The following is a 12,916-nucleotide window of genomic DNA, read 5'->3' on the forward strand; positions in this document are numbered from 1 at the left end:
TATCGGCAGCAGGTATCGGAGCAGTTGGACTTACGGCAAACGCCAGTCGACGGGTTCGCCGCCCAGTTCCTGTAGAAGAGTGTTGGCACGGCTGAACGGCCGCGAGCCGAAGAATCCGCGGGATGCCGACAGCGGTGACGGGTGCGGCGATTCGATCACGGGAACGTCGCCGAGCATGGGCTTCACACTGGCGGCATCGCGTCCCCACAGAATCGCCACGAGCGGATTCGGGCGCGCGACCAGCGCGTGAATTGCCTGCTCGGTGACGGCTTCCCAGCCCTTGCGCCGGTGCGACGCTGCCTCACCGGGCGACACCGTCAGGACACGATTGAGCAGCATGACTCCCTGGCGCGACCATGGCGTCAGGTCTCCGTTCGAGGGGGTCGGCAAGTCCAGGTCCGCGGTGTACTCCTTGTAGATGTTCGCCAGGCTGCGCGGAACCGGACCGACCTCGGGCGCCACCGAGAAACTCAATCCCATTGCATGACCCGGGGTCGGGTACGGATCCTGTCCCACGACGAGGACTTTCACCTCGTCGAACGGATGAGTGAACGCACGCAGCACGTTCTCGCCCTTGGGTAGATACCCACGCCCCGCTGCATTCTCCGCACGGAGAAAGTCGCCCATCGCCGTGATCTGTTCGGACACCGGCGCCAATGCCTCGGCCCAGCCCGTTTCCATCACGGTCTCCCGAGTTGGCATCAGTCGAGCCTGCGCAATGCATCGCGGTAGTAGGCGGCGTTGGCGGAATACATCTTCACGTTGAGATCGACGTGCCCGTCGGGCACCTCGTATCCCTCGCGTACCTTCGCCGGAACACCCAACGCCATCCGCCGGCTCGGGACTTCGAACTTGAAGGGCACGACGGCACCGGCCCCCACGATCGCACCATCCCCGATCACAGAACCGTTCAACACCACCGAGCCGGATGCAACGAGACAGTTGTCGCCGATGGTGGCGCCCTCGACGTGCGCATTGTGGCCGATGACGCAGGCTGCGCCGATCACGGTGGGATCGACGGGCGTGCAGTGAATCACGGTGCCGTCCTGGACGTTGGTCTGCTCCCCGACCGTAATGGTGCCGTAGTCGCCACGCAGAACGGCGTTCGGCCACACCGAGGCACCTGCGGCCAGCGTCACCGCGCCTATCACGACGGCATCGGGATGGACGTAAGCGTCGGGGTGGATGTCGGGGGTCCGATCGCCGAGCGCATAGATAGCCATGTGTGCAACCTATACGGAGAAGCTCTGCCAGCCGACGGCGCCCGTGACGGGTGTGCCGTCGATCGACATACCGGAACCGGCGCGCACGAGCCCGATCTGCGTCCATCCCGCCGGTAGAGCGGTGCCTGCAGGAAACGTTCCTGCGAAGGCATGATCCTCCCCGCCGGTCAGTACCCAGTCCTGCGGGTCGACACCGATACGCTCGGCCGCAGCGACGAGCTCGGCGTCGGCACGGAGCGCTATTGCGGACAGGTCCATCCCGACACGAGATTCCTCGCAGATATGCCCGAGGTCCGCCAGCAGCCCATCCGATACGTCGGTCATCGACGTTGCGCGCCCGTCCGACCCTCGGGCGGCCGCCAGCGCACTGTCGTAGGGCGGCGACGGCACTCGGTGCGCTGCGACGAGCGGGTTGTCGTGATCGACACCGGCACTCGACAACGCCAGCCCGGCAGCCGATCGCCCGATCTCACCCGCGACGGCCACGACGTCACCGGCGCCCGCACCGGACCGCAGCACTGGGGTTCGTCCTTCGAGGTCGCCGAGAACGGTGACGGACACGATCACGTGATCGGCCTGTACGAGGTCCCCACCCACCACACCCGCACCGAGCGCCTCAGCAGCCTCGCCGATTCCGGCGGAGATCCCTTCCACCACACTCACGAGAGTGTCCGGCGGGCATCCGAGGGATACCAGGAAGGCGGTCGGTCGCGCCCCCATCGCGAATACATCGGCGGCGTTCTGCGCCACTGCTTTCCTTCCGACGTCATGTGGGCTCGACCAGTCGAACCGGAAGTGACGCCCCTGCACCAACATGTCGGTGGATACGGCCACGCGGCCGTCCGACGCCCGTACGATCGCGGCATCGTCACCCGGGCCGAGCAGGGTGGTCGCGGGCTGGTTTCGCCCTGCTACTGCGCGTCCGATCAACGCGAACTCCCCCACCTCCGCCACGGTGCGTCGGGACGGATTCACAGGGTCGGGCCGAGCCTCGGTGGGTGAGATGGTGTGCCTCCTGCGGTAAATTCGTCAGGCCCCGACCCTACGACGAAACAAGATCCGAGCATGCCCGACACCGAATCCTCCGCCGGCGAGTCATCCACGATCGAGCACGACCACCACCGTCACCCCGCGGTGATCGCGACGGCAATCGCAGTTCCCGTCGCGCTGGTCGTCGGCGTCCTAGTCGCAGCCTTCCTTGCGGGCCGCGATCCGGTCCTTGCTCCGGTGTCACTGGGTGCGGTACCCGCCCCCGCCTCGGGTTCACCCGAGTGCGTCACCCTGATGGAAGCTCTTCCGGACCCCCTCGGCGACATGGAGAGGGCCGAACTCGTGGACCCCGCGCCCGAATCGGCCGCAGCCTGGCAACCGGCCGAGGGCGAGCCTGTTGTCCTGCGGTGTGGACTCGACCGCCCACTCGAATTCAATCAGGCTTCGCCGTTGCAGGTCATCGACGGCGTTCAGTGGTTCGAGGTCTCGGGCGAGGACATGGGATCGAACTCGAGCACCTGGTACCTCGTGGATCGCGGCGTGTACGTGGCGTTGACCATGCCCGACACCGTCGGGCCTACTCCGATCCAACAGATCTCCGAGACGGTCGCGAACACACTCGAACAACGGCCCCTCGACCCCGCGCCGGTTCCTGGGTCCTGACGCGCTACCGAAGTCCGGTTCCGCGGACGAGTGCCGTCTCGACCAACGTGGACACGAGCGTGGCGTAATCGACTCCTGCGGCGTCCCACATGCGCGGGTACATCGAGATGGAGGTGAATCCCGGCATCGTGTTGATCTCGTTGATCACCGGGCCGTTGTCCGTGACGAAGAAATCGACGCGCGACAGTCCCTGACAATCGAGTGCACGAAAAGCGTCGACGGCCAGCCGCCGAATCTCGTCGCTGACGTCCTCGTCGAGTTTCGCCGGCACGTCGAATTCACATACGTCGTCGAGGTATTTGGTATCGAAGTCGTAGAACGCATCGAGGTCGTTGCTCGCCGATTCCGGCATCCTGATTTCAGCGACCACACTCGCACGCACCGAACCGTCGGGGAACTCGAGCACTCCGCACTCCACCTCGCGGCCCACGATCCCCGATTCGACGATCACCTTGGGGTCGTGGCGACGAGCATGCGCGATCGCCTTGTCCAGCCCGGACCAGTCCGCCACGCGTGTGATGCCGATGGAGGAGCCACCCCTCGCAGGCTTCACGAACACAGGCAATTCCAGACCGTTCCGCTCCTCGTCGGTCAAGGTGTCGGTTCCGGGACGCAGCACAACCTGGTGACCCACCGGAAGGTTTTCGGCAGCGAGCATCTTCTTCGTGAACTCTTTGTCCATACCTGCCGCGCTCGCGAGCACACCGGGCCCCACGTAGGGAACGCCCGCGAGCTCGAGCAGACCCTGAACCGTGCCGTCCTCGCCGTACGCGCCGTGCAGAACGGGGAAGACGACGTCGACCGACGCCAGAACCTTGCCTGCTTCCCCCTCCGACAATGCGACCAATGCGCCTTGCTTCGTCGGATCCGCCGTCAGCGCGAGCTCGGTGCCGCTGCGCTGCACGCTCGGCATCGACCGGTCACGGATGGACAGGGACTCCGGGTCGGTCGACCCCAGCACCCAGGCACCGTCACGGGTGATGCCGATGGGCACCACGTCGAAGCGGTCCGGATCGAGGTTGGCCAGGACACTGCCCGCCGAAACGCACGACACGGAATGCTCACTGCTGCGTCCACCGAAGACGACGGCGACCCTGATACGCGGTTCATTCACGAGTCAGACCGTACCGGCCATGTGTTCACCGTGTGTCAGGGTGGGATGGACACACCGTGTGCGGGTGGGATCGACACAGTATGTCAAGCCCGTTCACTCCGGCTTCGTCCGCCGCCCGAGCAACTCGCCGACCGCGTCCTGCACCTCGAGCCCGTTGTGGCAGACGCGATGCACGGCCTCGGTCAGCGGCATCTCGACATCGAACCCGGCTGCCAGCGCGCGGACCGATGTGCAGGACTTGACGCCCTCGGCCACCTGCCCGTTGGTCGCGGCCTGAGCGCTTTCGAGTGAGCCGCCCCTGCCGAGACGTTCACCGAATGTCCGATTCCGCGACAACGGAGATGTGCAGGTGGCAACGAGATCACCGACACCTGCCAGCCCCGCCAGTGTCGCCGGTTTCGCGCCGAGCGCGACCCCCAGGCGGATGACCTCGGCAAGGCCCCGGGTGATGATCGTGGCAATCGTGTTCTCACCGAGGCCGACACCCGCAGCCATTCCGCAGGCCAGCGCGATGACGTTCTTGCATGCACCGCCGACCTCGCAACCGATGACGTCCGAGTTCGTGTAGGGACGGAAGTAACCTGTCGCACTTGCCTTCTGTATAGCCAACGCCCGGGTGGAGTCCGTGCACGCGATCACCGTTGCCGAAGGTTGCGCCAGCGCGATCTCACGCGCGAGGTTGGGTCCGGACAGGACCGCGATCCGGTTCGCATCCGCACCGCTCACCTGAGCGATGACCTGACTCATCCGCATCAGCGTTTCGGTCTCGATCCCCTTCGCCAGGCTCAGCAAGGTCGCATCGGCAGGAAGGGCGTCTTTCCAGGATTCGAGATTGGCTCGGAGCGACTGGGACGGAACCGCGAGAACCACCAGATCTGCTCCGTCGAGGGCTGCCACGTGATCAGAGGTCGCGGACAGTCCCGGCGGCAGCACGACGTCCGGTAGATAGCCGGGGTTCTCGTGTCTGCTACTGATGGCGTCGGCTACCTCCGGGCGGCGCGCCCACATCGTGACATCGGTGCCGGCGTCGGCCAGCACCTTCGCAAATGCGGTTCCCCACGAACCGGCCCCCAATACCGCCGCTTTGGTCACGATGTCCCCTCGTTCGTCCGTCACCGATTGATGTCGTCCACAGTAACGCGACGGCCTGTGCCTGCGTTGGCGACAGCGGCGGGCCGTCCGCCTCGGTACAAGCGCAGCAAATGCGCCTGGCAGGATTGCGAACATGAGCACACCCGGCGACACCGCAACCCATGTGCTGGTTGCGGTGAAGAATCTGGCGGTCGCGAAATCGCGCCTGTCGGGTGTCCTCGGCGGCAACGCCCGTACCGATCTCGTCCTGGCCATGCTGCGGGACACACTGTCCGTGGTGCGCGCCGTCGACACCGTTGCGGGTATCACCGTCGTGACCCCCGACGACGTGGTCGCGCGAGTTGCACGCGAGGTCGGCGCGAGTGTGTACCCGGACCCTGCTCCCCGCACCGCGGCGACGCGGACTGCGGCACCGGAGCAGGGGCTCAACTCGGCGCTTGCCGCAGCAGCGGAGCATGTGCGACGCGCCGACAAGTCGGCGAACCTCCTCGCACTTCAAGCCGACCTGCCGGCTTTGCGGACTCACGAAATGATTGCCGCATTCGCCGCGGCACGGTCGCATCCGCGGTCGGTGATCGTCGACCATCACGGGACCGGAACGGCCGCCTTGTTCAGCTGCGCCCCGAACACTTCTCTCGCACCGTCGTTCGGCCCCGATTCGGCACGACGCCATCTCGATTCGGGCGCCTTCCTGTTGGACGGGAACTGGCCGGGACTGCGCACCGACGTCGATACCGAAGACGACATCACGATAGCGGCGGCACTGGGAGTCGGACCCGCGACCGATCAGGTGCTGTCGGCCCTCGCAGCGCTCGGCACCCGACACGAGTGAGTTTCATCCTTCGATTGTCCACGTTCGAATTCTTGGGGGATGATCGTGTGGTGAGCAACGCCAAAGCACTCGGTCTATCCACCAGCCACCGAACATCGGACACCGACGCAGGCGACGTCGGGTCCTCGAACGGCTCCCAGTCGTCGACAACCATTCCCACTGCACCGCCTGCAGCGACCGCCGACGTCACCGCCGTGCCCGACAGTCTGGCGCCAGGCCGATACCTCAATCGCGAACTGAGTTGGCTGGACTTCAATTCCCGAGTGCTCGCGCTTGCCGAGGACACATCGCTCCCGCTGCTCGAGCGAGCGAAGTTCCTCGCGATCTTCTCGTCCAATCTCGACGAATTCTTCATGGTTCGCGTCGCCGGACTCAAACGCCGCGACGAGACCGGGCTGTCGGTCCGGTCTGCCGACGGACTGTCCCCACGCGAACAGCTCGCACTCATCACTGCTCGGACCCAGAAACTGTCGAGCAAGCACGCCCGCGTGTTCATGGACTCGGTTCGCCCTGCCCTCGCGGAAGCAGGAATTTCCATCGTCCGCTGGCAGGATCTGACCTCGAACGACCACGAACGCCTTTCCGCGCATTTCATCGATCAGGTGTTCCCGGTCCTCACGCCACTCGCTGTCGATCACGCGCATCCTTTTCCGTACATCAGCGGCCTGAGCCTGAACCTCGCGGTGACGGTGAAGGATGCCGCGACGGGCGGCGAGCATTTCGCCCGGGTGAAGGTGCCCGACAACGTCGGACGCTTCGTTCGTGTCCGACGTGACGACACTCCGTCTTCCATCGACGCGTTCCTGCCGATGGAAGAGTTGATCTCGGCCCATCTCGACGTCTTGTTTCCCGGTATGGAGATCGTCGAACACCACGCTTTCCGAGTCACCCGCAACGCGGACTTCGAAGTCGAGGAAGACCGCGACGAAGATCTTCTGCAAGCCCTCGAGCGTGAGCTCGCGCGGCGTCGCTTCGGTTCACCGGTGCGCCTCGAGGTCGCCGACGACATGACCGACCACATGCTCGACCTGCTCCTGCGTGAACTGGACGTGCATCCGGGCGACGTCATCCAGGTGTCCGGCCTACTCGATCTGTCGTGCCTCTGGCAGGTGTACGGGGTGGACCGCCCCAATCTCAAGGACGCGCCGTTCGTCCCGGCAACGCACCCGGCGTTCGGTGAGCGGGAGACGCCGAAGAGTGTGTTCTCGACTCTGCGCGACGGAGACGTTCTCGTGCAGCATCCATACGATTCGTTCTCCACGAGCGTTCAGCGCTTCATCGAGCAGGCGGCCGCCGACCCCCAGGTGCTCGCCATCAAACAGACTCTGTACCGAACATCCGGCGATTCGCCGATCGTCAACGCGCTCGTCGACGCGGCCGAAGCCGGCAAGCAAGTCGTTGCACTCGTCGAGATCAAGGCACGATTCGACGAGCAGGCCAACATCAAATGGGCACGCAAGCTCGAACAGGCAGGTGTCCACGTCGTTTACGGGCTGGTGGGACTCAAGACTCACTGCAAGACTTGCCTCGTCGTCCGCAGGGAAGGCTCGACGATCCGCCGGTACTGCCATATCGGAACCGGCAACTACAACCCGAAAACAGCGCGTCTGTACGAGGATGTCGGCCTGCTCACCGCCGCACCGGAGATCGGCGCAGACCTGACCGATCTGTTCAATTCGCTCACCGGATACTCCCGCAAGTCGAACTACCGGAACCTGCTGGTTGCGCCGTACGGCGTTCGTAAAGGCATCATCGAACGCATCGAGTCGGAGGTCGCGGCCAAGGCGGAGGGTCGCGACGCCCGTATCCGACTGAAAGCCAACGCGTTGGTGGACGAGCAAGTCATCGATGCCCTTTACCGGGCATCCATTGCCGGGGTACCGGTCGAGATCGTGGTCCGTGGCATCTGCGCACTCAAACCCGGTGTGCCAGGCCTCAGTGAGAACATCGAAGTGCGTTCCATTCTCGGCCGCTTCCTGGAACATTCCCGAATTTTCCATTTCCAGGCCATCGACGAATTCTGGATCGGCAGCGCCGATATGATGCACCGCAACCTCGATCGACGCGTAGAAGTGATGGCGCAGGTCAAAGATCGAAGATTGACCGGGCAACTGGCCGATATCTTCGACTCGGCGCTCGACCCGACAACGCGGTGCTGGGTCCTTGCGCCAGAAGGCGGATGGGTCGCCGCCCCTGCGCGCGGTGAGCAAGTACGCGAACACCAAGAAGCGCTGATGCGTAGTCGAACCAACGCGGGATGAAGGAATTCGCTGACGATGTCGACGAATAAACCGTTCAAAGCCAATGTATTCGCCGCCGGTGCCGTCCTGTGGCGTAAGTCGCCGGACAACTCGGGTGAGGTGCAGCTCGCAATCGTCCACCGTCCGAAGTACGACGACTGGACATTTCCGAAGGGAAAACTCGAATCCGCAGAGACGGAACTCGTCGCAGCGGTTCGCGAGGTCCGCGAGGAAACCGGAATGAACGCACGCATGGGCCGACATCTCGGCTCGGTTTCCTATCCTGTTCCCGGGCACCGGCTCAGGAAGCGCGTCGAGTACTGGAACGCAGAGGCGGTGTCGGGGCAATTCGTTCCGAACAGCGAAGTGGATGTTCTGCGATGGATTCCGGTGGACGAGGTTGCCGACCACCTGTCTTATCCGATGGACCGGCAGATTCTGCGGCGCTTCGAAGCGTTACCCGCCGATACTTCCACCATGATCCTGGTACGACATGCGAAGGCCGGGTCGAAAAAGCGCTTCAAGGGTGACGACACCAAACGACCACTCGACAGCAAAGGGCTGATTCAAGCCCAGTCGTTGGTTCGGCATTTGCAAGCCTACGGTGCCACGTCGATCACTTCGGCCGATCGCACCCGCTGCGTCCAAACCGTGCAGCCCTTCGCAGATGCGGAAGACCTCGAGATTCACACGGATTCCCGGCTTTCCGAGGAGGGCTACGCAGAAGACCCGACCGGGGCCCACACTCTCGTTCGCAAGATCGCTTCGAACGGAGGTGTGCCGGTCGTCGCCAGTCAAGGTGGCGTCATCCCCAACCTGCTGGCGTGGTGGGCCGAAACCGACGGCATCACGCTGCCACCTGCGCGAAACCGCAAAGCCAGCATGTGGGTGCTGTCGCTGTCCGGCGGTCGACTGTGCGCAGCCGACCACATCGACAGCCCGCTGCCCGTGAAACGCTCACCCTGACAACGCTCCACCCGAGCAGTACGTGAGAACGGTTACGGCGCCCGCGACGATGTTCGTCACAGACGCCGTAAACCGTCTTCACAGAAATCCGAACCAGCGAGGACACTGGATCTTCTCTGGTGCCGGGCTACTTCTTACGCCGCGCGGGAGCCTTCTTGGCCGCCGTCTTCTTCGCGGTGGTCTTCTTGGCGGGTGCCTTCTTTGCCGCAGTCTTGGTTGCGGTCTTCTTGGCAGGCGCCTTGGCCGCCGTCTTCTTCGCGGTGGTCTTCTTGGCGGGTGCCTTCTTTGCCGCAGTCTTGGTTGCGGTCTTCTTGGCAGGCGCCTTGGCCGCCGTCTTCTTCGCGGTGGTCTTCTTGGCTGGCGCCTTCTTTGCCGCAGTCTTCTTCGCCGCCTTCTTGGCTGCGGCCTTCTTTGCCGGCGTGGCCACACCACGCTTCACCGCAGGACCGGACGCCGGAAGTTTCTGGCCGCCAGCGATTACAGCCTTGAACTGTGCGCCGGGGCGGAAGGCAGGTACCGAAGTCGGCTTGACCTTCACCGTCTCACCCGTGCGCGGATTGCGGGCCACACGGGCAGCACGACGACGCTGCTCGAAGACACCGAATCCGGTGATCGTCACACTGTCGCCGCGATGTACCGCGCGGACGATCGTGTCCACAATGTGTTCGACGGCATCCGTCGCCGTGCGCCTGTCCGACCCCAGTTTCTCGGTCAGAACATCGATGAGCTCTGCCTTGTTCATTGAAATTCCTCCGCAAACTAATGGTCCTTTTGTGGACCGACTACGAACCACGGTAAACCCGTATACGTCAAGAGTCTATGTGCCACGCCAATTCTCATTGGCCATCGCGGCGAAATTGATCGACTCAATTAGTCACGGGTACATGGCGTGTAGCCATTCAGTTCGCGGTGGTACGCCCTGGCAACGTCTCTGGTTTCCAAGAAGGCCTTGACTTTTCGAACTCGGAAATCGCGTCTACCTGGCGCAATGTCAGACCGATGTCGTCGAGCCCTTCCAGCAGACGCCACCTCGTGTAGTCGTCAATGTTAAAGCGCACCACAGTTGTTCCGGCCGTCACAGTCCGGTCTTCGAGGTTCACAATCAATTCCAGGCCGGGCTGCTCTTCGAGCAACTTCCACAGCAGTTCCACGTCCGACTGGTCCACCTGCGCGGCGAGCAAACCGGCCTTGCCTGCGTTACCACGGAAGATGTCGGCGAACCGCGATGCGATCACGACCCGAAAGCCGTAGTCCGATAGCGCCCACACCGCATGCTCGCGCGACGACCCCGTGCCGAAGTCCGGGCCCGCAACCAGAACGCTGCCTTTGTCGTATGGCGCCACGTTGAGAATGAACTCGGGATCGCCTCGCCACGCGGCGAACAGGCCGTCCTCGAATCCGGTGCGTGTCACTCTTTTCAGGTAGACAGCCGGAATGATCTGGTCGGTATCGACGTTCGAGCGTCGCAGCGGAACACCGATCCCTGTGTGCGTAATGAAGGGTTCCATCGAAATATCTCCTAAAGTTCTCGGGACCTAGACCAGATCCGACGGCGCCGACAAAGTTCCGCGAACCGCGGTGGCGGCCGCAACCAACGGTGAGACGAGGTGCGTCCGGCCCCCCTTGCCCTGTCGACCTTCGAAGTTCCGGTTCGACGTCGAGGCCGAGCGCTCTCCCGGTGCAATCTGATCCGGATTCATTCCCAGACACATCGAGCAGCCTGCCTGGCGCCATTGCGCTCCTGCAGCGGTGAACACCTCCCCCAGCCCCTCTTCCTCCGCTTGGGCACGAACTCGCATGGAGCCCGGCACCACCAGCATTCGAACCCCGTCCGCCACATGGCGTCCACGAAGTACCCCTGCGACCGCGCGCAGGTCTTCGATTCGCCCGTTGGTGCACGATCCGACGAACACGGTGTCGACCGGAACCTCACGCAGCGGCGTACCCGCTTCGAGCCCCATGTATGCCAACGCCTTTTCGGCAGCGACACGTTCGCTCTCGTCCACGATCTCGGCCGGGTCCGGCACCTTCTCACCCAGTGGAAGTCCCTGTCCTGGGTTGGTACCCCACGTGACGAACGGAGTCAGCGTGGATGCGTCGATGTGCACCTCGGCGTCGAATGTCGCGTTCTCGTCGGTCTTCAGCTGCTCCCAGGCTGCCACTGCGGTGTCCCAGTCGGCGTCCTGCGGCGCGTGCGGACGCCCCTTGACGAATTCGTAGGTCACCTCGTCCGGCGCGATCATCCCTGCGCGCGCACCCGCTTCGATCGACATGTTGCAAATCGTCATGCGCGCTTCCATGGACATCTTCCGGATGGCCTCACCTCGATATTCGAGGACGTACCCTTGGCCGCCACCGGTTCCGATCTTCGCAATGACCGCGAGAATGAGGTCTTTGCTCGTGACGCCGTCGGGCAGTTCTCCGTCGACGGTGATCGCCATGGTCTTGAACGGACGCAACGACAGAGTCTGTGTGGCCATGACGTGCTCGACCTCACTGGTTCCGATACCCATTGCCAGAGCACCGAATGCGCCGTGGGTCGACGTGTGACTGTCTCCACACACCACCGTCATGCCGGGCTGCGTCAGGCCCAGTTGCGGGCCGACCACGTGCACGATGCCTTGGTCGATGTCACCCATCGGGTGCAGGCGAACTCCGAACTCCTCGCAATTGCGGCGGAGGGTGTCGACCTGTGTCTTCGAGACCGGGTCCGCGATCGGCTTGTCGATGTCGACCGTCGGCACGTTGTGGTCCTCGGTTGCGATCGTCAGATCAGGACGTCGCAACGTGCGACCTGCCAGACGCAGACCATCGAACGCCTGCGGACTGGTCACCTCGTGAACGAGATGAAGGTCGATGTAGATGAGGTCGGGGCTCTCGCCCTCACCGCGTACGACTACGTGGTCGTCCCATACCTTCTCGGCGAGGGTGCGTGCTTTCTCTGCCATCTGTTCCACCTCTGTACGTGTCCTGCTCGAACGCGGTCTGCCAGTCGACTCCGACCTCCCCCTTTTCGGAATGTCCACAGCGAACGATCCGTGCGCTATGATCCCAATATGCGAGAACGTGGTATCGACCTATGAGACAGCATAGCGGCATCGGAGTCCTTGACAAAGCGATGGGCGTCCTGCATGCAGTGGCCGAAGACCCGTGCAGCCTCACAGAACTGTGCGGGCGGACCGGACTCCCCCGCGCGACGGCCCACCGCCTGGCCGTCGGACTCGAAGTCCACCGCCTGCTCACCCGCGACGGCGACGGCCTGTGGTGCCCAGGTCCGGGACTGGCCGAGCTTGCCGCCTCCGCCAACGACCCACTCGTATCCGCGGCAGCCCTCGTTCTTCCGCGCCTGCGCGAGATCACGGGCGAAAGCGTTCAACTCTATCGCCGCGAAGGCACTCAACGGATCTGTATCGCCTCGATGGAACCACCCACCGGATTGCGGGACACCGTACTCGTGGGCGCCCGCTTGCCGATGACCGCAGGATCAGGCGCGAAGGTCCTGCTCGCATGGGCAGATCCGCAGACCCAGCGTGCCGTACTGCCCGATGCAGTGTACGGAGAACGCATACTTCTCGAGGTTCGCCGACGTGGCTGGGCACAGAGCGCGGCCGAGCGTGAACAGGGTGTCGCCAGCGTCGCCGCGCCCGTTCGGGACTCCACCGGCGCGGTGATCGCCGCCATCTCCGTTTCCGGCCCTATCGACAGAATGGGCAGACGGCCCGGCGCTCGTTGGGCCGCCGACCTACTCGCCGCCGCGGAGGCGCTACACAAGCGGCTCTGACACAACCGACAGGAG

General features: G+C 64.0%; 13 protein-coding genes. 5 read left to right on the forward strand and 8 right to left on the reverse strand.

Features of this window, described 5'->3' with window-relative positions; all coding sequences use genetic code 11:
- Window positions 1–30: 30 nt before the first annotated feature.
- The 3 genes from ACZI8Q_RS08725 to ACZI8Q_RS08735 are packed head-to-tail and all read right to left on the reverse strand — an operon-like array spanning window position 31 to window position 2,177.
- Window positions 31–702: a uracil-DNA glycosylase gene (locus ACZI8Q_RS08725; RefSeq protein WP_463373104.1), complete on the reverse strand. Its 672-nt coding sequence runs from the start codon at window positions 700–702 to the stop codon at window positions 31–33.
- Window positions 702–1,223: a gamma carbonic anhydrase family protein gene (locus ACZI8Q_RS08730; protein WP_463373105.1), complete on the reverse strand. Its 522-nt coding sequence runs from the start codon at window positions 1,221–1,223 to the stop codon at window positions 702–704. The genes ACZI8Q_RS08725 and ACZI8Q_RS08730 overlap by 1 nt, the downstream gene beginning before the upstream one ends.
- Before the next feature lie 9 nt (window positions 1,224–1,232).
- Window positions 1,233–2,177, reverse strand: a complete 945-nt coding sequence (locus tag ACZI8Q_RS08735) for a thiamine-phosphate kinase (protein ID WP_463373178.1) — start codon at window positions 2,175–2,177, stop codon at window positions 1,233–1,235.
- Between the two features lie 111 nt (window positions 2,178–2,288).
- Here ACZI8Q_RS08735 and ACZI8Q_RS08740 point away from each other — a divergent pair, with 111 nt between their 5' ends.
- Window positions 2,289–2,876 (forward strand): DUF3515 domain-containing protein, encoded by a 588-nt coding sequence (locus tag ACZI8Q_RS08740; RefSeq protein WP_463373106.1) that lies wholly within the window; start codon window positions 2,289–2,291, stop codon window positions 2,874–2,876.
- A 4-nt stretch (window positions 2,877–2,880) separates the two neighbouring features.
- Here ACZI8Q_RS08740 and ACZI8Q_RS08745 read toward each other — a convergent pair whose 3' ends face one another.
- The gene (locus ACZI8Q_RS08745) at window positions 2,881–3,990 is read right to left on the reverse strand and encodes a D-alanine--D-alanine ligase family protein (RefSeq protein ID WP_463373107.1); all 1,110 of its coding nucleotides are present in this window, start codon (window positions 3,988–3,990) and stop codon (window positions 2,881–2,883) included.
- 93 nt (window positions 3,991–4,083) lie between these two features.
- On the reverse strand, window positions 4,084–5,082 hold the full coding sequence (locus tag ACZI8Q_RS08750) for an NAD(P)H-dependent glycerol-3-phosphate dehydrogenase (protein WP_463373108.1): 999 nt from the start codon (window positions 5,080–5,082) through the stop codon (window positions 4,084–4,086).
- 133 nt (window positions 5,083–5,215) lie between these two features.
- Between ACZI8Q_RS08750 and cofC the strand changes: the two genes are divergently transcribed.
- The 3 genes from cofC to ACZI8Q_RS08765 are packed head-to-tail and all read left to right on the forward strand — an operon-like array spanning window position 5,216 to window position 9,120.
- Window positions 5,216–5,914, forward strand: a complete 699-nt coding sequence (gene cofC, locus ACZI8Q_RS08755) for a 2-phospho-L-lactate guanylyltransferase (RefSeq protein ID WP_463373109.1) — start codon at window positions 5,216–5,218, stop codon at window positions 5,912–5,914.
- A gap of 50 nt (window positions 5,915–5,964) precedes the next feature.
- Entirely contained in the window at window positions 5,965–8,175 is a 2,211-nt protein-coding gene (locus ACZI8Q_RS08760; RefSeq protein ID WP_463373110.1) for an RNA degradosome polyphosphate kinase, read from the forward strand.
- Between the two features lie 15 nt (window positions 8,176–8,190).
- Entirely contained in the window at window positions 8,191–9,120 is a 930-nt protein-coding gene (locus tag ACZI8Q_RS08765) for an NUDIX hydrolase (RefSeq protein ID WP_463373111.1), read from the forward strand.
- A 127-nt stretch (window positions 9,121–9,247) separates the two neighbouring features.
- Here ACZI8Q_RS08765 and ACZI8Q_RS08770 read toward each other — a convergent pair whose 3' ends face one another.
- The 3 genes from ACZI8Q_RS08770 to leuC all read right to left on the reverse strand — a co-directional run bounded on the left by ACZI8Q_RS08770 (window position 9,248) and on the right by leuC (window position 12,077).
- Window positions 9,248–9,862, reverse strand: coding sequence for an HU family DNA-binding protein (locus ACZI8Q_RS08770; protein ID WP_463373112.1), 615 nt, complete (start codon window positions 9,860–9,862; stop codon window positions 9,248–9,250).
- 157 nt (window positions 9,863–10,019) lie between these two features.
- A complete protein-coding gene (gene leuD / locus ACZI8Q_RS08775) occupies window positions 10,020–10,628 on the reverse strand; it encodes a 3-isopropylmalate dehydratase small subunit (RefSeq protein WP_463373113.1) in 609 nt (202 codons plus the stop codon).
- Window positions 10,629–10,655: 27 nt separating this feature from the next.
- Window positions 10,656–12,077: a 3-isopropylmalate dehydratase large subunit gene (gene leuC / locus ACZI8Q_RS08780; protein WP_463373114.1), complete on the reverse strand. Its 1,422-nt coding sequence runs from the start codon at window positions 12,075–12,077 to the stop codon at window positions 10,656–10,658.
- A gap of 122 nt (window positions 12,078–12,199) precedes the next feature.
- Between leuC and ACZI8Q_RS08785 the strand changes: the two genes are divergently transcribed.
- Window positions 12,200–12,901, forward strand: coding sequence for an IclR family transcriptional regulator (locus ACZI8Q_RS08785; protein WP_463373115.1), 702 nt, complete (start codon window positions 12,200–12,202; stop codon window positions 12,899–12,901).
- The last annotated feature ends 15 nt before the right edge of the window (window positions 12,902–12,916 follow it).

It is taken from the genome of Rhodococcus quanlei (genome assembly GCF_055231015.1).